This is a genomic window from Nonomuraea sp. KM90 (assembly GCF_052246675.1).
In the GTDB taxonomy this organism is placed as follows: domain Bacteria; phylum Actinomycetota; class Actinomycetes; order Streptosporangiales; family Streptosporangiaceae; genus Nonomuraea.
Genome location: NZ_JBQQCB010000008.1, coordinates 199,951 through 216,711, shown reverse-complemented (window position 1 = coordinate 216,711; position 16,761 = coordinate 199,951). Strand labels below are relative to the sequence as shown.

17 protein-coding genes are annotated in these 16,761 nt (G+C 71.9%); 11 read left to right on the top strand and 6 right to left on the bottom strand.

Translation table 11 applies throughout. From position 1 onward, the window contains the following. Positions 1-31: 31 nt before the first annotated feature. The 4 genes from ACTWPW_RS12620 to ACTWPW_RS12605 all read left to right on the top strand — a co-directional run bounded on the left by ACTWPW_RS12620 (position 32) and on the right by ACTWPW_RS12605 (position 4,526). Positions 32-1,132: a mandelate racemase/muconate lactonizing enzyme family protein gene (locus ACTWPW_RS12620; RefSeq protein ID WP_375110833.1), complete on the top strand. Its 1,101-nt coding sequence runs from the start codon at positions 32-34 to the stop codon at positions 1,130-1,132. Between the two features lie 14 nt (positions 1,133-1,146). Further along, positions 1,147-2,022, top strand: coding sequence for a dihydrodipicolinate synthase family protein (locus tag ACTWPW_RS12615; protein WP_443168803.1), 876 nt, complete (start codon positions 1,147-1,149; stop codon positions 2,020-2,022). Then, the gene (locus ACTWPW_RS12610) at positions 2,019-2,759 is read left to right on the top strand and encodes an SDR family NAD(P)-dependent oxidoreductase (protein WP_443168802.1); all 741 of its coding nucleotides are present in this window, start codon (positions 2,019-2,021) and stop codon (positions 2,757-2,759) included. Before ACTWPW_RS12615 ends, ACTWPW_RS12610 begins: the two co-directional genes overlap by 4 nt. A gap of 78 nt (positions 2,760-2,837) precedes the next feature. Next, entirely contained in the window at positions 2,838-4,526 is a 1,689-nt protein-coding gene (locus ACTWPW_RS12605) for a sensor histidine kinase (RefSeq protein ID WP_375110836.1), read from the top strand. Positions 4,527-4,556: 30 nt separating this feature from the next. On the opposite strand, the gene ACTWPW_RS12600 is transcribed toward ACTWPW_RS12605, so the two are convergent. Genes ACTWPW_RS12600 through ACTWPW_RS12590 form a run of 3 tightly spaced genes read right to left on the bottom strand, consistent with a single transcriptional unit; the run spans position 4,557 to position 8,060 of the window. Beyond that, complete coding sequence (locus ACTWPW_RS12600) at positions 4,557-5,198, bottom strand: response regulator (protein ID WP_375110837.1); 642 nt, start codon at positions 5,196-5,198, stop codon at positions 4,557-4,559. Between the two features lie 41 nt (positions 5,199-5,239). Beyond that, a complete protein-coding gene (locus tag ACTWPW_RS12595; protein ID WP_443168801.1) occupies positions 5,240-6,712 on the bottom strand; it encodes a long-chain-fatty-acid--CoA ligase in 1,473 nt (490 codons plus the stop codon). After that, on the bottom strand, positions 6,699-8,060 hold the full coding sequence (locus tag ACTWPW_RS12590) for a PucR family transcriptional regulator (RefSeq protein WP_375110839.1): 1,362 nt from the start codon (positions 8,058-8,060) through the stop codon (positions 6,699-6,701). Before ACTWPW_RS12590 ends, ACTWPW_RS12595 begins: the two co-directional genes overlap by 14 nt. Positions 8,061-8,238: 178 nt before the next feature. Between ACTWPW_RS12590 and ACTWPW_RS12585 the strand changes: the two genes are divergently transcribed. Genes ACTWPW_RS12585 through ACTWPW_RS12565 form a run of 5 tightly spaced genes read left to right on the top strand, consistent with a single transcriptional unit; the run spans position 8,239 to position 12,871 of the window. After that, the gene (locus tag ACTWPW_RS12585; RefSeq protein ID WP_375110840.1) at positions 8,239-8,997 is read left to right on the top strand and encodes an ABC transporter ATP-binding protein; all 759 of its coding nucleotides are present in this window, start codon (positions 8,239-8,241) and stop codon (positions 8,995-8,997) included. Beyond that, complete coding sequence (locus tag ACTWPW_RS12580; RefSeq protein WP_443168800.1) at positions 8,994-9,710, top strand: ABC transporter ATP-binding protein; 717 nt, start codon at positions 8,994-8,996, stop codon at positions 9,708-9,710. The genes ACTWPW_RS12585 and ACTWPW_RS12580 overlap by 4 nt, the downstream gene beginning before the upstream one ends. A 4-nt stretch (positions 9,711-9,714) precedes the next feature. Next, complete coding sequence (locus tag ACTWPW_RS12575) at positions 9,715-10,596, top strand: branched-chain amino acid ABC transporter permease (protein ID WP_443168799.1); 882 nt, start codon at positions 9,715-9,717, stop codon at positions 10,594-10,596. Next, on the top strand, positions 10,593-11,597 hold the full coding sequence (locus ACTWPW_RS12570) for a branched-chain amino acid ABC transporter permease (RefSeq protein ID WP_443168798.1): 1,005 nt from the start codon (positions 10,593-10,595) through the stop codon (positions 11,595-11,597). The genes ACTWPW_RS12575 and ACTWPW_RS12570 overlap by 4 nt, the downstream gene beginning before the upstream one ends. A 5-nt stretch (positions 11,598-11,602) precedes the next feature. After that, positions 11,603-12,871: an ABC transporter substrate-binding protein gene (locus ACTWPW_RS12565; RefSeq protein WP_375110842.1), complete on the top strand. Its 1,269-nt coding sequence runs from the start codon at positions 11,603-11,605 to the stop codon at positions 12,869-12,871. A gap of 35 nt (positions 12,872-12,906) precedes the next feature. On the opposite strand, the gene ACTWPW_RS12560 is transcribed toward ACTWPW_RS12565, so the two are convergent. From ACTWPW_RS12560 to ACTWPW_RS12550, 3 genes are all read right to left on the bottom strand, one after another. Further along, positions 12,907-13,902: an NAD-dependent epimerase/dehydratase family protein gene (locus tag ACTWPW_RS12560; protein WP_443168797.1), complete on the bottom strand. Its 996-nt coding sequence runs from the start codon at positions 13,900-13,902 to the stop codon at positions 12,907-12,909. 598 nt (positions 13,903-14,500) lie between these two features. Further along, positions 14,501-14,959 carry a GNAT family N-acetyltransferase gene (locus tag ACTWPW_RS12555; RefSeq protein ID WP_443168796.1) on the bottom strand — a complete coding sequence of 153 codons (459 nt, stop codon included), beginning with the start codon at positions 14,957-14,959 and terminating at the stop codon, positions 14,501-14,503. A 102-nt stretch (positions 14,960-15,061) separates the two neighbouring features. Further along, positions 15,062-15,706 carry a TetR/AcrR family transcriptional regulator gene (locus tag ACTWPW_RS12550; RefSeq protein ID WP_443168795.1) on the bottom strand — a complete coding sequence of 215 codons (645 nt, stop codon included), beginning with the start codon at positions 15,704-15,706 and terminating at the stop codon, positions 15,062-15,064. Between the two features lie 60 nt (positions 15,707-15,766). Between ACTWPW_RS12550 and ACTWPW_RS12545 the strand changes: the two genes are divergently transcribed. After that, positions 15,767-16,165 carry a VOC family protein gene (locus ACTWPW_RS12545; protein ID WP_375110846.1) on the top strand — a complete coding sequence of 133 codons (399 nt, stop codon included), beginning with the start codon at positions 15,767-15,769 and terminating at the stop codon, positions 16,163-16,165. Further along, the gene (locus ACTWPW_RS12540) at positions 16,162-16,752 is read left to right on the top strand and encodes a hypothetical protein (RefSeq protein ID WP_443168794.1); all 591 of its coding nucleotides are present in this window, start codon (positions 16,162-16,164) and stop codon (positions 16,750-16,752) included. The genes ACTWPW_RS12545 and ACTWPW_RS12540 overlap by 4 nt, the downstream gene beginning before the upstream one ends. Positions 16,753-16,761 lie beyond the last annotated feature (9 nt).

Below are 16,761 nucleotides of genomic sequence, written 5' to 3'. Positions count from 1 at the left end.
GCCGCAAATTCGTCAAGTGCGATGTTTCCCGGTGAAGATCCGGCACGAGGACGCCTACCTGGGCACGCCCGCCCAGGAGGAGGGCTATTTCGTCCGCCCGCCCTGGCGCAGCCTCTACTCGGCCCGCTTCGAGACCCTGCTGGTGAGCATCACGACCGACGACGGCACGACCGGCTGGGGCGAGGCGCTGGCGCCGGTCGCCCCCGAGGTGCCCGCCGCGATCGTCGAGCGGCTGCTCGCGCCCGCGCTGATCGGCGAGGACCCGACGCGCGTGCGCCCGCTGTGGGAGAAGCTGAGTGGCCTCATGCGGGAGCGCGGCCACCTCACCGGCCACCAGGCCGACGCGCTGGCCGCCGTGGACATCGCGCTGTGGGACCTGACCGGCCGCCTCACCGGCCGCTCGGTCGCCGAGCTGCTCGGCGGCGCGTTCCGGCAGACCGTCCCCGTCTACGTCAGCGGCCTGCCCAGGCCGACCGACGCCGAGCGCTCCGAGCTGGCCCGCCAGTGGGCGGCCAAGGGCGCCACCATGGTGAAGCTGCACCTCGGGCATGGGGTGGAGGAGGACCTCGCCACCGTGGACGCGGTCGCCGCCTCGGGGCTGAAGGTGGCGGTGGACGCGCACTGGGTCTACGACGTGCCGCAGGCCGTACGGCTGGCGCGCGGGCTGGCCGAGCGGGGCGCGCTGTTCCTGGAGGCGCCGCTCGCGCCCGAGGACGTGGAAGGCCACCGGGACCTGGTGCGGCGGGCCGACCTGCCGATCGCGGTGGGGGAGACGCTGCGCAACCGGTACGAGTTCGGCCACTGGCTGGGCCGGCGCGCGCTCGGGCTCGCGCAGCCGGACGTGGGGCGTACCGGGATCACGGAGCTGGTCTCGATCGCTGAGCTGGCGGCGGCGCAGCACGTACGGGTGGCGCCGCACCACTCCACCGGCCTCGGCGTCGCGCTGGCCGCCGGCGTCCACGTCAGCGCGGCCCTGGGCAACCTGGCCTTCTTCGAGTACCAGCCCACCACTTGTGAGGTCGCCGGCGCGATCCTGCGGGCCCCGCTGCCCGGCGACGCCACCGGTTTCCCCGTGCCGTCCGGGCCGGGGCTCGGCGTGGACGTCGACCCTTCCGCATTGTCAGCACTGTGATTGGAGAAGTTTCGTTGGTTCTGTCTGGACTGATCCCCATCCTCGCCACCCCGTTCACGGACGAGGGCGAGCTGGACCTGCCGAGCCTGCGGCGGCTGACCGAATGGCAGCTCGCGTCGGGGGCGGACGGCGTGGCCGTGTTCGGCATGGCGAGCGAGGGCTTCGCCCTGACGACCGGGGACCGCGCGCGGATCCTGGCCGAGGTGCGCGCCGTGGCCGGCCCGGCTCCCGTGGTGGCCGGAGTGGGCTCCACCAGCACGGCGAGCGCGCTGGAGCAGGCCGTGGCCGCCAGGGACGGGGGCGCGGATGCGCTCATGGTGCTGCCGCCGTACCTGGTCAAGCCCACGGGCGGGCAACTCGTGGACTTCTACGGCGAGATCGCGGCCCGGACCGGCGTGGACGTCATGGTGCAGGACGCGCCGGGCGCGACCGGGGTGAGCATGCCCGAGCCGCTCATCGTGGAGCTCAGCAAGCTCGACGGGGTGACCTCCGTCAAGGTGGAGGCGCCGCCGACGGCGCCCAAGGTCGCCGCCGTGGTGGCGGGGGTGGCCGACGGGTTCGCGGTGTTCGGGGGGCAGAACGCGCTGTTCTGCCTGGAGGAGTACGCCCTCGGGGCGGTCGGGACGATGCCGGCCTGCGAGTTCACGGACCTGCTCGCGCCGGTGCTGGCCGACTGGGCGGCGGGACGTACCGGGGAGGCGCGCGCCGGGCACGCCCGGCTGCTGCCGCTGATCCGCTCGGGGATGCAGCCCGGACTGGCGTGGGCGGTGCACAAGGAGGTGCTGGTCCGGCGCGGGCTGATCGCCTCGGCGGCGGTCCGCTCCCCGGCCCGGCCCCTCGACGCGGCCAGCCGCGCCCTGCTGGAGCACGTCATGGCGGACCTGTGGTGACCCGGCCGGACGCCCGGGGCGTGCTGCTGGCCGGCGGCAACTCGCCCATCGGGCGGGCCGTCGCCGCGACCTTCGCCGCGCGGGGCGACCGCGTCGTCGGCATCGGGCTGGAGCCGTGCGACGACCCCGCCTACACCGGTTTCCTCACCCGCGACTGCGCCGACCCCGCCGAGGCCGCCGTGGCGGTGGAGGAGGCGGCGGAGCTGGCCGGCGGTCTGGACGTGCTGGTGCTGGCCACCGCCGTGATGCCCGTCGCCCCCGTCGTGGCCACCACGGACGAGCAGTGGCGGGCCGCGCTGGGGGCCACCCTGGACGTGGCCTTCCACCTGTGCAGGTCCGCCCTGCCCAAGATGCCCAGGGGCGGTGCGGTGGTGGCCGTCGGGTCGGTCAACTCCTTCCTGGCCGCCCCGGGCCTGCCCGCGTACGCCGCCGCCAAGGGCGGTCTGGACGCCTTCGTCCGCCAGCTCGCCCTCGAGTACGGCCCCGCGGGCATCCGCGTCAACTCGGTGGCCCCGGGCCTGATCGGCGGCGAGGACCTGGCGGGCGCCACCGAGGGCTACCCCCTCGGCCGCACCGGGACCCCGGAGGACGTGGCCGGGGCGGTGGCGTTCCTGGCCTCGCCGCAGGCGGCGTTCGTCACCGGTGTCGTCCTGCCCGTGGACGGCGGGTTGTCGATCGCCTCCCCGGCCGCCTGGCTCCGCCCCGACCTGCGCGAACGTTTCCTGCCCCGAGCGTGACCGGGGAGGAGGGTGATCTCGTCGCGACAACCCGTACCGGCCGCTCCGTTGGTTGCCCAAAGGTGCGAAACTGAGCCCATGGTGGATGGAGAGCACCCTCCGTTGATGCCCAACATGCGGCTCGACGAGCTGCTGGCCGAGCTTCAGGTCCGGCTCAACGCCGTGCTGGCCACCAGGGACCGCGTGCACGCGCTGCTGGAGGCGGTCGTGTCCGTCGGCAGTGACCTTGACCTGGAGACCGTGCTGCGGCGCATCGTGGAGACCGCGACCAGGCTGGTGGACGCCAGCTACGGCGCGCTCGGCGTGGTCGGGCAGGAGCAGACGCTCGTCCAGTTCATCCCCGTGGGGCTGACGGACGAGGAGATCGCCAAGATCGAGCACTGGCCGCACGGGCTCGGCCTGCTCGGGCTGCTGATCAAGGACGCGCGCCCGCTGCGGCTCGGCCGCATCTCCGACCACCCCGAGTCGTACGGGTTCCCGCCCGGCCACCCGCCGATGGGCACGTTCCTCGGGGTGCCGATCCGGGTGCGCGACGAGGTGTTCGGCAACCTCTACCTGACGGAGAAGCGCGGCGGCGGCGACTTCGACGAGGAGGACGAGGCCATCGTGATCGCGCTGGCCACGGCCGCCGGCGTCGCGGTGGAGAACGCCCGCCTCTATGAGGAGACGCGCAGGCGCGAGACCTGGCTGGAGGCGTCGTCGGAAGTGACGACCAGCCTGCTGTCCGGGGCTGACACCGGCCAGGTGCTGAGCATTGTGGCGACCCGGGCCCGGCAGATGACCGACGCGGACCTCGTACAGATCCTGCTGCCCGACGACGGCGGCGACCACCTGCGGGTGGAGTGCGCGCAGGGCGACGTGGGCCAGGAGGTGTCGGACCTGATGTTCGAGCTGACCTCCACGGCGGCCGGCGGGGTGTTCACCGAGGGGCGGGCGGTGTCGGCGGGCAACCTGCTCGACGAGGACTCCCCGCTGCGCCCGCTCGGCCTCGGGCCCGAGCTGCTCATGCCGCTGGGCGCCGGCCGCTCCGTACGCGGCGTGCTGGCCCTGGCCAAGCGGTCGGGCCGGCTGCCGTTCAGCGGCGCCGACCTGCGCATGCTGGAGGCGTTCGCCGGCCAGGCCGCGATCGCGCTGGAGCTGGCCGACACGCGCCGCGACGCCGAGCGCCTGGGCCTGCTGGAGGACCGCGACCGGATCGCCAAGGACCTGCACGACGTGGTCATCCAGCGCCTGTTCGCCACCGCCATGACCCTGATGAGCACGGTCCGGCTGGTGGAGCGGCCCGAGGCGTCCAACCGCCTGCAGCACGCCATCGACGAGCTGGACGAGACGATCCGCCAGATCCGCTCCACGATCTTCGCCCTGCAGAACGTCAGGGAGACGGCCGGCCCCAGCCTGCGGGCGCGGGTCGTGGGCCTGGTGGAGGGCGCGCGCGGCCACCTCGGCTTCATGCCGGGCCTGCGCATGGAGGGCCAGCTCGACAACCTGATCTCCGATGACCTCGCCGAGCAGGTGCTGGCCGTCCTGCGCGAGGCGCTGTCCAACGTGGTCCGGCACGCCAAGGCCACCAAGGCGGAGGTGTCGGTGGAGGTGACCGGCGACCGGCTCACGCTCGCCGTGCGGGACAACGGGGTGGGGCTGCCCGAAGAGGGGCGGCGCAGCGGGCTGCGCAACCTCGAGGAGCGGGCCGCCGGTCTCGGCGGCACCTTCGAGGCGGTCCCGGCCGAGGGCGGCGGCACGGCGCTGAACTGGACGGTGCCCCTGTGACCGCGTCCGGCGCCGGCGGTCGTGGTCAGGTCATTCGCGCCGGTCGGCGTGCAGGCGGGCCGACAGCGCGGCCGCCTGGGTGCGCCGCTGCATGTTGAGCTTGGACAGCAGGTTGGACACGTAGTTCTTGACCGTCTTCTCGGCCAGGAACATGCGCTCGCCGATCTGCCGGTTGGTCAGCCCCTCGCCGATCAGGTCGAGGATGTGCCGCTCCTGCTCCGACAGCGCCGCCAGCGGGTCCTTCCTGGCGGACTGGTCGCGCAGGCGCTGGAGCATGGCGGCGGTGGTCTGCGGGTCGAGCAGCGACTGCCCGGACGCCACCGTGCGCACCGCGCCCACCAGGTCGGAGCCGTGGATCTGCTTGAGCACGTAGCCCGAGGCCCCCGCCATCACCGCGTCGAACAGCGCGTCGTCGTCGGCGAACGACGTCAGCATCAGGCACGCCAGCCCCGGCACCCGGGAGCGCACCTCGCGGCACACGTCAACGCCGTTGCCGTCGGGCAGCCGCACGTCGAGCACCGCCACGTCGGGCATCAGTGCGGGGATGCGCGCGATCGCCGACTCGGCCGTGCCGGCCTCGCCGATGACCTCGATGTCGTCCTCCGAGTCCAGCAGGGCGGCCACGCCGCGGCGGACGACTTCATGATCGTCGAGGAGGAACACGCGTATCATGCCTCCACGCTATGCGCTGTCCGCGCCCGCCCGGTAGGGACCTAGGTCCTCGACGTGAGAGCGCGTTTGAGGATCTTGCCCGTGGGGCTCATCGGCAGCTCGTCCACGAACGACACGCGGCGGGGATACTTGTACGCGGCCACCCGCTCCCGTACGAAGTCGCGCAGCTCGTCGCCGGTCACCGGGGCGCGCAGGGCCACCACGGCCTCGATCTCCTCGCCCAGCTCCGGGTGCGGCACCCCGAGGACGGCCGCCTGCCGCACCGCCGGGTGCTCGTACAGGACCTCCTCCACCTCGCGCGGGTAGACCGTGTAGCCGCCCCGGATGATCACGTCGCGACGGCGGTCCACCAGGAAGAAGTAGCCGTCCTCGTCCACCCGGCCGAGGTCGCCGGTGTGGAACCAGCCGTCGCGGACGGCCTCCGCCGTGGCCTCGGGGTCGTTCCAGTAGCCCTTCATGACATTGGGGCCCCGGACCACGATCTCGCCGATCTCGCCGCTGGGCACCTCGTGGCCGTCCTCGCCGACGACCTTCATCTCGACGCCCCTGATGGGCCAGCCGATCGAGCCCGGCCGGCGGAGGTGGCCGCCCCGGTTGGTCGCGGTCACGGGGGAGGTCTCGCTGAGGCCGTACCCCTCGATGATCTCGCAGCCGAACCTGGCGTCGTACGCGCGCAGCACGTCCAGCGGCAGCGCCGCGCCGCCCGAGGCGCAGACCCGCAACATCGACAGGTCGGAGGCGCCCGGATGGTCGAGCAGCGCGATGAACATCGTCGGCACGCCCTGGAAGACCGTCACCCCGTCGCGCCTGATGACCTCCAGCGCCGGCCCCGCCTCGAAGCGGCGCAGCAGCGTCAGCCGCGCGCCCGCGTGCACGGTCGCGTTGAGCGAGCAGGTCTGCCCGAACGTGTGGTAGAGCGGCAGCGCGCCCAGCACCACGTCGTCCACCCCGAGCGCGTGCATGCGGGCCACGGTGGCGGCGTTGCCGCCCAGGTTCGCGTGGGTCAGCTCGATGCCCTTGGGCCGCCCCGTCGTGCCGGAGGTGTAGTGGATGACCGCGGTGTCGCCGCCCGCCATCGAGGCGATCTCGGGCTCGGCCGCGACGCCGCGCAGCAGCCGCCGGAACTCCCCGGGCACCACGAAGAAGCAGTCCGCCTTCGTGCCGGCCGAGCCCGCCTCCGCCGCCTCCGCGAACGCGTGCCAGGCGATCAGCAGCCGGGCCCCGCAGTTCCCCAGGTACGCGGCGATCTCCCGCCGCTTCAGCAGCGGATCGAGCGGCACCACCACGGCCCCGAGCCGCAGCACCCCGTAGTAGACGACGCCGAACTCGGGCACGTTCGGCAGCATGATCGCGACCCGGTCGCCGGGGCCGACCCCGCGGCACCGCAGCAGGCCCGCGAGGCGGGCGCTGAGCCCGTCGAGCGCGCCGTAGGTGAGCTCCGCCTCGTCCAGCGTGAGAACCGCCCTGCCGCCGAGCCGGGCGGCGGCGGCGTGGAGCCGGTCAGCGAGGTTCATGGAAAGACCGTACGTCGGCTCTCGCACGCCCCTCATTGGTCGCGGTGGCCAGTCTTTCCCGCCCAGTATTGGTGGGAAGAGTGTCCTGGAGAGCGATCGCGACGAGCAGCTCGACGAGATCGTTGATCGAGCGCAGGCTCCGCCCGGTGCGCTCCTGGATCCGGCGCAGCCGGTACTGAGCGGTGTTGGGGTGGATCTGCAACCGCTCGGCGGCGGCCCGCAGGTTCAGGTCGGCGGCGGCGAACTCCCTGATCGTGGCCGTCAGCACGCCGCCGCGCGCCCGATCCTCGGCCAGCAGCGACGTGATGCGCGGGTCCACCAGGTGGCGGGCGGTGTCGTCGGCCTTCAGCGCCAGATACTGGAACGGCGTGATCCTGGGCAGCGCCGCGACGCCGCCCTCCTCGGGCACGAAGTCCAGCACGGCCCTGGCCTCCTGGTAGGCCTGGGGGATCTGCGCGGTGCCCGTCGAGACGGTGCTGATGCCCATGGCCAGCCTGATGCCCTCGGCGGCCAGGCTCTCCAGCACCCCCTGCAGCCGGTCGCACAACTCCTCGGGGCCGGTGCCGGGGCCGAGCGCGGGGATGGCCACGATCTCCGACTGGCGGACGACCGACAGCGTGCGCGTGCCGTTCCCGCCGGTCCTGGCGATCGCCGCGCAGGCCGCGTGCCGGGCGTCGGTGCCCTGGTCGGGACCCGTCACGGAGGTGGGCGGCCCGGCGAGCACCGCGATCACCACGAGCAGCGGCGTGCGCGCGTCAGGGCCCAGGCCGTGCGCCTGCGCGGCGGCCAGCTCCCTGCCGCGCGTCGGCACGCCGCCCGCCAGCAGCGTCTCCAGCAGGTCCCGGCTCTCCCGGACGGCCTCGGCCGCCGCGTACTGCTGGAACTCCATGTACGCGTTCGCCGCGTGCGTGCTGGCGAAGTCGCAGTAGCGCATCAGCGGCGCCGCCAGCGACAGCGCCGCCTCGCGGCCCGCGTACGCGTGCCCGGCCCGCTCGACCACGGCCTCCCAGAACACCTGCTGCCCGACCCGGAAGGCGTTGATGTAGTCGGCCAGCGCCACCCCAGCCCGGGCCCGGCGCATCGCGGCCCGCCGGGTGAACGCGATGTCCTCGAACGTCACCGTGCGCTCCTCCAGCAGCACGCCCAGCTTGGCCCCGTAGTGCTTGACCACCTGGTCCCGCACGTCAGCGTGGAAGGCCGGCCCCTGCGCCTCGTAGGCGGGGATCTCCTCGCGCATCGTCGCGACCGCGACGCCGGCCAGTTCCTGGAGGTCGTTGAGCAGCTCGGACAGGATGCGAGTGCGTTCCGCGCGGACGGCGGCTTCCACGGTGCTCGAACCGGTGGACATGCCCGGGATGATCCATGGCCGTGGCCGGGCGGTCAACGGGTCGTAACCGCTCCGAGACCCACGCTGTGCTCAGAGGACAACTCGCCTGAAACATCTTGGGTCACCGTGCCCAATGCGGCCTTCTCGCGGCGGATCCTACGCTGAGCCCAACTTAGAACATTGTTCTCCAGGAGGCCGGATGCTGGAGGTACACGATCTTACCGTTCGCTTCGGCGGCATCACCGCGCTGGACGGCGTGGGGTTCGAGGTGGCGGGCGGCGAGATGGTGGGGCTCATCGGGCCGAACGGTGCCGGCAAGACCACCTTGTTCAACTGCCTGACCCGGCGCTACGACGCCGACTCGGGGACCATCGCGTACGAGGGCGCGGACCTGACCGCCGTGGCGCCGCACGCCATCGCGCGGCTCGGCATCGCCAGGACGTTCCAGAACCTGGGCCTGTTCCCCCGCCTGTCCGTCCGTGACAACGTGCTGGTCGGCGCGCACCACCGGGGCCGCGCCGGATTCCTGTCCGCCGCGCTGCGCCTGCCGGGCGTGGGCCGCGAGGAGCGCGCCCTGCGGGCCGACGCCGACGCCGTGCTGCGGCAGCTCGGCCTGTCCGAGGTGGCCGGGCATCCCGCGACCGGGCTGCCGTTCGGCACCCTGAAACGGGTCGAGCTGGCCCGGGCGCTCGTCGGCCGGCCCCGGCTGCTGCTGCTCGACGAGCCGGTGAACGGGCTCAGCTCGTCCGAGGTGGAGGAGTTCGCCGGCACGCTGGCGGCGATCCGCTCCGAGTACGACCTCACGGTGGTCGTGGTCGAGCACCACATGGGGTTCGTCATGGGGATCTGCGAGCGCATCGTCTGCCTGGACTTCGGCCGCAAGATCGCCGAAGGCCCGCCGGAAGAGGTCCAGCGGAACCCCGCCGTGATCGAGGCGTACCTGGGGACGGCCGCATGACCGACTTGGTGGTGGAAGACCTGGTCGCCGGCTACGGGGACGCGCGGGTGCTGCACGGCGTGCGCTTCACCGTACGCGAGGGCGAGATCTGCGCGATCCTCGGGCCCAACGGCGCGGGCAAGACGACGTTGCTCCGGGCGTTGTCCGGCATGGTCAAGGCGCGCGGCAAGGTGTCGCTGGGCGGCACCGAGCTCGACGGCCGCTCGCCCGACGCGCTCGCCAGGCAGGGCATCGCGCACGTGCCCGAGGGACGGGGCACGTTCATGTCGCTGACCGTCGAGGAGAACCTGCGGCTGGGCGCGTTCGTCCGGCGTGGCCGGGCGAGTGTCGAGGAGGACCTCGGCCGCATCCACACCTACTTCCCGGTCCTGAAGACCCGCCTCAAGCAGACGGCCGGCAGCCTCAGCGGCGGCGAGCAGCAGATGCTGGCCATCGGCCGCGCCCTCATGCTGCGCCCCCGGCTGCTGCTGCTCGACGAGCCGTCGCTCGGCCTGGCCCCGCTGGTCACCCGGGAGCTGTTCCGCATCGTGCAGGCCATCAACGCAGAGGAGCGCACCACCGTGGTCGTCGTCGAGCAGAACGCCCACCTCGCCCTGGGCATCGCCCAGCAGGCGCACGTCCTGGAGACCGGGCGGATCGTGCTGTCGGGCACGGCCGAGGACATCAGGGCCGACGAGCAGGTCGCGCAGTCCTACCTCGGGTACCGGGTGTAGCGCGATGGCCGGATTCCTGCAGCAACTCGTCGAGGGCATCGGCGCGGGCGCCATCTACGCCAGCCTGGCGCTGGCCCTGGTGCTGATCTACCAGTTCACCGGGATCGTGAACTTCGCCCAGGGCGAGCTGGCCATGTTCTCCACGTACATCGCCTGGCAGTGCGTGGCCGCCGGGCTGCCGTTCTGGGCGGCGCTGGCGGTGACGCTGGTGGTGTCGTTCGCCGGCGGGATGCTCATCGAACGGGTGATCATCCGGCCGGTCGAGGGCGCGCCCGAGCTGACGATCGTGATCGTCACCGTCGGGCTGTTCATCTTCGTCAACGCGGCGGCCGGCTGGATCTGGACGTTCCTCATCAAGGACTTCCCGAACCCCTTCCCCGGCGGTGCCCTGGAGGCCGCCGGGGTCAGCGTGAGCCTGTCCACGCTCGGCGTGCTCGGGGTGGTGGCGCTGGTCATGGGGCTGCTCTACCTGCTCTTCCAGCACACCAAGATCGGCCTCGGGATGCGGGCGGTGGCCACCAACCCCGCCTCGGCGCGGCTGGTCGGCATCAGGGTGGGCTGGACGCTCGCGCTCGGCTGGGGGCTGGCCGCCACCGTGGGCGCCGTGTCGGGCGTGCTGGTGGCGCCGCTGCTGTTCCTGGAGCCCAACATGATGGGCGGCGTCCTCATCTACGCCTTCGCCGCCGCCACGCTCGGCGGGTTCGACAGCCCGGTCGGGGCGGTCGTCGGCGGGCTCGTCGTCGGCGTCGCGGAGACGCTCGCCGGCGCCTACGTCGGCTTCATCGGCTCCGACCTGAAGGTGGGGGTGCCGCTGGTGATCATCCTCGGCGTCCTGCTGCTACGGCCCCAAGGACTGTTCGGACGAGCGGTGGTGGAGCGGGCATGAGCACACAGGTCGGTGCCAAGGTGACACCGCCCCCCGTACGGCAGCGGCGGACGTTCGACCCCCGCTGGCGGTGGGCGGGGCCGGCCCTGCTGCTGGCCGCCGCCGTCTACGCGCCCTTCCAGCTCGTCCCCTTCCACGTCTTCCAGCTCACGATGGTGCTGGTGTACGCGGTGGCGCTGCTCGGGCTCAACCTGCTCGTCGGGCACGCCGGGCAGATCTCCCTCGGTCACGGCGCCTTCTTCGCCGTCGGCGCGTACACGGCAGCCATCCTGCTCGACCGCTGGGACCTCCCGTACCCGCTGACCCTGCCCCTCGCGGCCGGGGTGGCGTTCCTGATCGGGCTGGCCCTCGGCATCCCGGCGATGCGGCTGCGCGGCCTGTACCTGGCGCTCGTGACGCTCGCCATCGCGATCTTCCTTGTGCCGCTGCTCAAGCGGTTCGAGGAGGTGACCGGCGGGTCCATGGGCCTGACCCTGCCCAAGCCCGCGCCGCCCGCGTGGAGCGGCCTGGCCGAGGACCAGTGGCTGTACTTCCTCACCCTGGCCGTCGCCGTGGTCGCGTTCCTGCTGGTCGCCGGCCTGCTGCGGTCGCGCGTCGGCCGGGCGCTGCACGCCCTCCGGGACAACGAGACGGCCGCCGAGGTCATGGGTGTGCGGCTGTCGTTCTACAAGACGCTCGCGTTCGCCTGGAGCGCCATGTTCGCGGGGGCGGCGGGCTGCGTCTACACGTGGGTGATCGGGTTCGTGTCACCGGACTCGTTCACGGTGAACCTGTCGATCACCCTGCTGGCCGGCCTGGTCGTCGGGGGACTCGGCTCGCTGTCCGGACCTGTGCTCGGCGGGCTGTTCGTGATGTTCGTGCCGAGCATCTCGCAGGACGTCAACGACGCCGCGCCCGGCGTCATCTTCGGCCTGCTGATCATCGTGGTGATGTACGTGGCCCCGACGGGGCTCGCCGGGCTGGCCGGGCGCTTGATCAAGAAGATTCCCCGGAAGGAGTAAGAGGGATGCGAGTTTCTGCGATCGGTTGCACGGCGCTGCTCCTGCTTGCCGTCGCCGCCTGCGGGGGGCGGGACAGCGGCGGCGGCACCGGTACGGCCGCCTCGGGCCAGTGCCAGGGGCAGCAGACGACCGGCATCACCGACAAGAGCATCAAACTGGGCGGCATCTACCCGCTGTCCGGCCCCGCCTCCGCCTACGGGGACATCCCCAAGGGCATCAAGGCGTACTTCGACTACATCAACGCCGAGAAGAACGGCATCGGCGGGCGCAAGGTCGAGTTCGTCGTACGCGACGACGGCTACCAGCCGCCCAAGGCCGTCGAGGAGGCCCGCAGGCTGGTGGAGCAGGAGCAGGTGTTCGCCCTGTTCCAGACGCTGGGCACCCCCTCGACCACGGCTACCTGGGACTACGCCAACCAGCGCAAGGTGCCGCAGATCTTCGTCGCCACCGGCGCCTCGAAGTGGGGCACCGACGCCGCGCACCCGTGGACCATCGGCTGGCAGCCCAACTACGTCTCCGAGGCCCGCGTCTACGCGGCCTACCTCAAGCAGGAGAAGCCGGAGGCCAAGGTCGCCGTCCTCTACCAGAACGACGACTTCGGCAAGGACCTGCTGGGCGGGTTCAAGCGGGCGCTGGAGGGCACCCAGATCAAGGTCGTGGCCGAGCAGAGCTACGAGGTCTCCGACCCCAGCATCGACCCGCAGGTGCGCAACCTCGCCGACTCCAAGGCGGACGTGTTCCTCAACATCACCACGCCCAAGTTCGGCTCGCAGGCGCTGGCGGCCGACGCCAAGAACACCAAGTGGAACCCGCTGCACATCGTCAACAACGTCGCCGCCTCGATCACCGTGCTCAAGCCGGTGGGCTTCGAGAACGTGCAGGGCGTCGTGTCGGCCACGTACTACAAGGACCCGAACGACCCGACGTGGGCGAACGACGCCGAGATGATGCTCTACAAGGAGAAGATGAAGCAGTACGCGCCCGGTGCCGACCCGAACGTGCCGTACCACACGTTCGGATGGGCGGCGGCGACCAGCTTCCACAGGGCCATGGAGGCGGCCGCGTGCCCGACCCGCGAGGGGCTGCGGGACTCCGTCCGCAACCTGAAGGACGTAAAGGTGGACATGCTGCTGCCCGGGGTGACGCTGAACACCGCCCAGGGCGACGGGTTCCCGATCGAGTCGATGCAGCTCATGACGTTCAAGGGTGAGCGGTGGGAGCTGTTCGGCGAGGTGATCGACACCCGCAAGGAGTTCGGCCCGCTGACGGGCTGACGGGCTGACGAACGGGGCCGCTCGGGGCTGGCCGGTCAGGGCTGGGGCTTGATCGTCCCGGCCCGGACCAGCCAGTCGACCGCCTCGGAGACGGCCTCCAGCGAGGTGTAGCGGGGCCGGTGCCCGAGCAGCCGCTCGGCCTTGGCCATGCTGCAGTGCGGGCTGTGCGCGATGTGGTCGTACGTCAGCTGGGCGTCCTCCTCGGACACCGTGCCCCGCCACTGCTCCCACGGCAGGAACGCCAGCCGCGCGTCCCTCCCGAACCAGCCCGCCACCGCCTCGGCGTACCCGCGCAGCGTCAGGGCGGTGGTGGCGACGGAGTGGAAGCTCTCCCCGATGGCGGCGGAGGGACTGGCGATGGCGTCCATGAACAACCGCGCCACGTCGTCGGCGTGCACGTGCTGGACGGTCTCCATGCCCAGATTGGGCAGCGCGAGCTCGTCACCGTCGGCGAGCGCCTGGTAGACGGCGGGATTGACGTTGCCCGCCGGGTTGACCGGCACCCACCCCGGCCCGGTGATGTGCCCCGGATGGATGATCGTCGCGGGGAACCCGTCGCGGCGGGCGCGGTCGAGCAGGAACGCCTCGATGGCGGCCTTCTGCACGCCGTACTCGCCGAAGGGCGTCCGCCGGCGATCCTCGGTCGTCGGCACCTGCGCGCTCGGCCCGTGCACCCAGATGGTGCCGCAGTGCAGGAACTGGCGCACCCGCCCGCTGAGGGCGGCGGCGATCTCCCGCGCGCTGCTCTCCTTGAAGCAGATCAGATCGATGACCACGTCACCTTCGAGCTCGGCGATCCGCCGCCCGAACGCCCCGAACGCCCCGTCAGCTCCATTGGCCCTGTTTGCCCCGTCCGCTTCCTCGGCCTCCCGATCGGCGATGACGGTGCTGACCCGCTGCCAGGCGCCGTGCGGGGTGTAGGGGTCACGTTTGCCCCGGCTCACGTTGACGACCTCGTGACCGGCTTCGACGAGCCTGGGGATGAGGTACGTACCGATGTGACCGCTACCACCGATGACCACTACGCGCATGCGCCCAGCGTAGACCCGCCCCGGCGACGCCGCCCACCCGTGGCCTGTTTACCGGTTCCGCCCGCCTGTGCCCGCCCGGGAAAGGCCCGGCTCGCTGTCGCTCGCCCATCGCCCACCCGTGGGCTGGTTACCGGCTTGGCCCCCTACGCCCGCCCCGAGTGGACCTCGCTGCCGCCCGGGCTGCCTTCCAGGCGCGCGCCTCCGGCACGCGACGCCTCCGCCCAGGGGGCGCTTCGCGCGGAGGGGTCATCGCCCGGGGGCGCTTCGCGCGGGGTCCTGGGGCGCTTCGCGCACGAGGGCCTTCGCCTGGGGCCCTCCGGCACGCGACGCCTCCGCTCAGGGGCGCTTCGCGCGGAGGAGTCTTCGCCCGGGGGCATTTCGCGGGGGGTCCCTGGGGCGCTTCGCCCGGAGGCGCTTCGCGCAGGGTCCGGGGGTACTTCGCGCACGGGGCTTCCGAGGGGTCTTCGCCTGGGACGCTTCGCTCGGAGCGCTTAGCGCGGGGTCCTGGGGCGCCTCGCGCACGAAAGCCTTTGCCTGGGGCGCTTCGCGCGGGGTGCGGGGGTCGGTTTGGTGTTGTCCACAGGCGGTGGACAACACCTCAGCGCGGGTGATAGTTGAGCGTCCCAAGGGGCCAGTGCGTGGACAGCCAGGCTGTCACGGCTTCATACAAGGGCACGTCCAGTTCGGCTCGGTCGGCCCGGACCCAGGAGGACACGTCAGTGGCGTGGTCGTCGCTGGCGGAGGGATAGATGTAGACGCATCCGATCACCTCGCCGCCGGCCGGATCGAGGACGGTGTAGGTGAATCCGCGGCGCTGGGCGAAGTCGTCCGCGTGGCGCCGCAGGTCGGCGAGGTTTGCCTCCAGGGTCATGCCGCCCACGGGAGGCCAGTCTCCGTCCGGGAAGCCCGGGGTCGCGCGAATGTGCTCGATGCTGCTGGTCCAGGCGGCGTGGTCGGCAACGTTGTGCTGGGGCCCCAGGGGCTCCAGACGGAACTGCGGGGTGGCCAGGTACAGGGGCACGGTGAAGTCGTCGGGGACGAGGGCGCGGTCGTTCATGAGGCCGAGGCTATGAGGCCGAGCTCATGGGTCGCATCCGGATTGATCCGCGCCGCTCACCAACCGGCCCGTCTGTCGCCTCCGACCGCAACCCGGTGAACGTCACCGGTCAGAGCACTGGTCATCCGCCCCCAGCAGGGCATAGGCGAGCTGATCGCCCGCCCAGGTCGCCCATTGCGAGGTGCTCCACCCGCACTCCCGCTCCAGCACCAGGAACAGATCGGGTGACAGCAACCCCACAGTGACGTCCGTCGCCCGCTGGACGTCCATCCCGGGCCGCAGCGCATCGAGTCCGTCGAGGATGCCGACGAAGGTTTCGTGCGCCGTGCGCCGCTGCCCACTGTTGACCTGCCACTGCTCGGCCATCTCCGAATCCCCGGCCGCCGCGTCGCGCACCACCGCCAGGATCGCCGCCACCCGGTCGAAGATGGCCCCGCTCTCGCGGACCCACAGCGCGATCGCCTTCCTCGGGTCGGTCGAGCCGCGCAACTCCACGAACCAGGGGCGCTCCAGCAGCGGGATCGGCTCGTCGTCGCCCACCGAGGCGACGTCCACCACGTGCTTGAGCAGCTGGCTCTTGCTGCCGTAATGGAAGTAGACCGTCTGCACGGACACCCCGGCCGCGTCGGCCACCTCCTGGAAGGTGGTGCCCGAGTAGCCGCGCGTGGCGAACAGGCCGTGCGCCGCCTCCACGATGCGCCGCCTGGTCGGTGCTGATCGCCGATTCCTGGTATTGACGTCCGCCATGAACTTAGAGTACCACTTTAAAGTGTCACTTTAAATCTTTGGCCGACAAGGGGGCCAGTTGTGACCGTCCTCAAGGGTTTCCACCACATCAAGCTGCCTGTGTCCGACGTACGCAAGAGCGCGGAGTGGTACGGGCGGGTGCTGGGCCTCGACGTGGCGATCGAGTTCGTCGAGGAGGGGGTGCTCCGTGGCGTGGCCATGCGCGACGCGGGGCAGACGCTGATGATCGCGTTACGCGAGGAGCCGGAACGCGTACGGGCTCTGGGCGGGTTCGACCCCGTCGCGCTGGGGGTGCCCACGCTCGACGCGCTCCGCGACTGGGTCGCCCGACTCGACGACCTCGGCGTCTCCCACGCCGGCATCACCGAGGGCAGCATCGGCTGGCTGGTCGCCGGCCTGATCGATCCCGACGGCATCGAGATCCGCCTCTACACCCTGCAGCAGAAGAAGGAGCAATGATGAGAACCGTCCATGTCCTGTCAGCCGGCGTGCTGCTGGCCGCCTTAGCCGCACTCCCCGCCACCCCAGCCTCGGCCACCCCAGCCTCGGCCACCCCAGCCTCGGCCACCCCAGCCTCAGCCGCCTCTGCCTCCGCGTCCACGGCCTCAGCGACCTCAGCGGTCGCGTCCGCCGGGATCGGTACGTCCGCTGCCGTCGCCCCGTTCGACCGCTGGGGTCCCGTCTACTCGCCGGGCCGCCAGGCCAAGGCCATCGGCGAGCTGCGGGCCACCGGCCTCGACCCCGAGGACGACCTGCCCGTAGCGCACGTACGCGTCCGGGTGCTGCTCGCCGACCGAACCCCCAGCGACTTCCGCTGCGCGTGGGCCGTCTTCCGCATCACCTACTACGACGACGAGGGACAGCCCGCTCTCACCCACAAGCGCCTGCGCAACTGCTTCGACGACGAGACGCCCAGCCTCCTCTTCAGCAGGTCGGACGTCACCGAGGTGGAGCTCAAGGTGTGCAGCGAGGCCAAGTCCGCCAGGCCGAGCGCCAACTGCCTGTACTCGGGGACCTGGAAAGTGCTGTTCACCGCGTTCCCGTAGACGCGGACC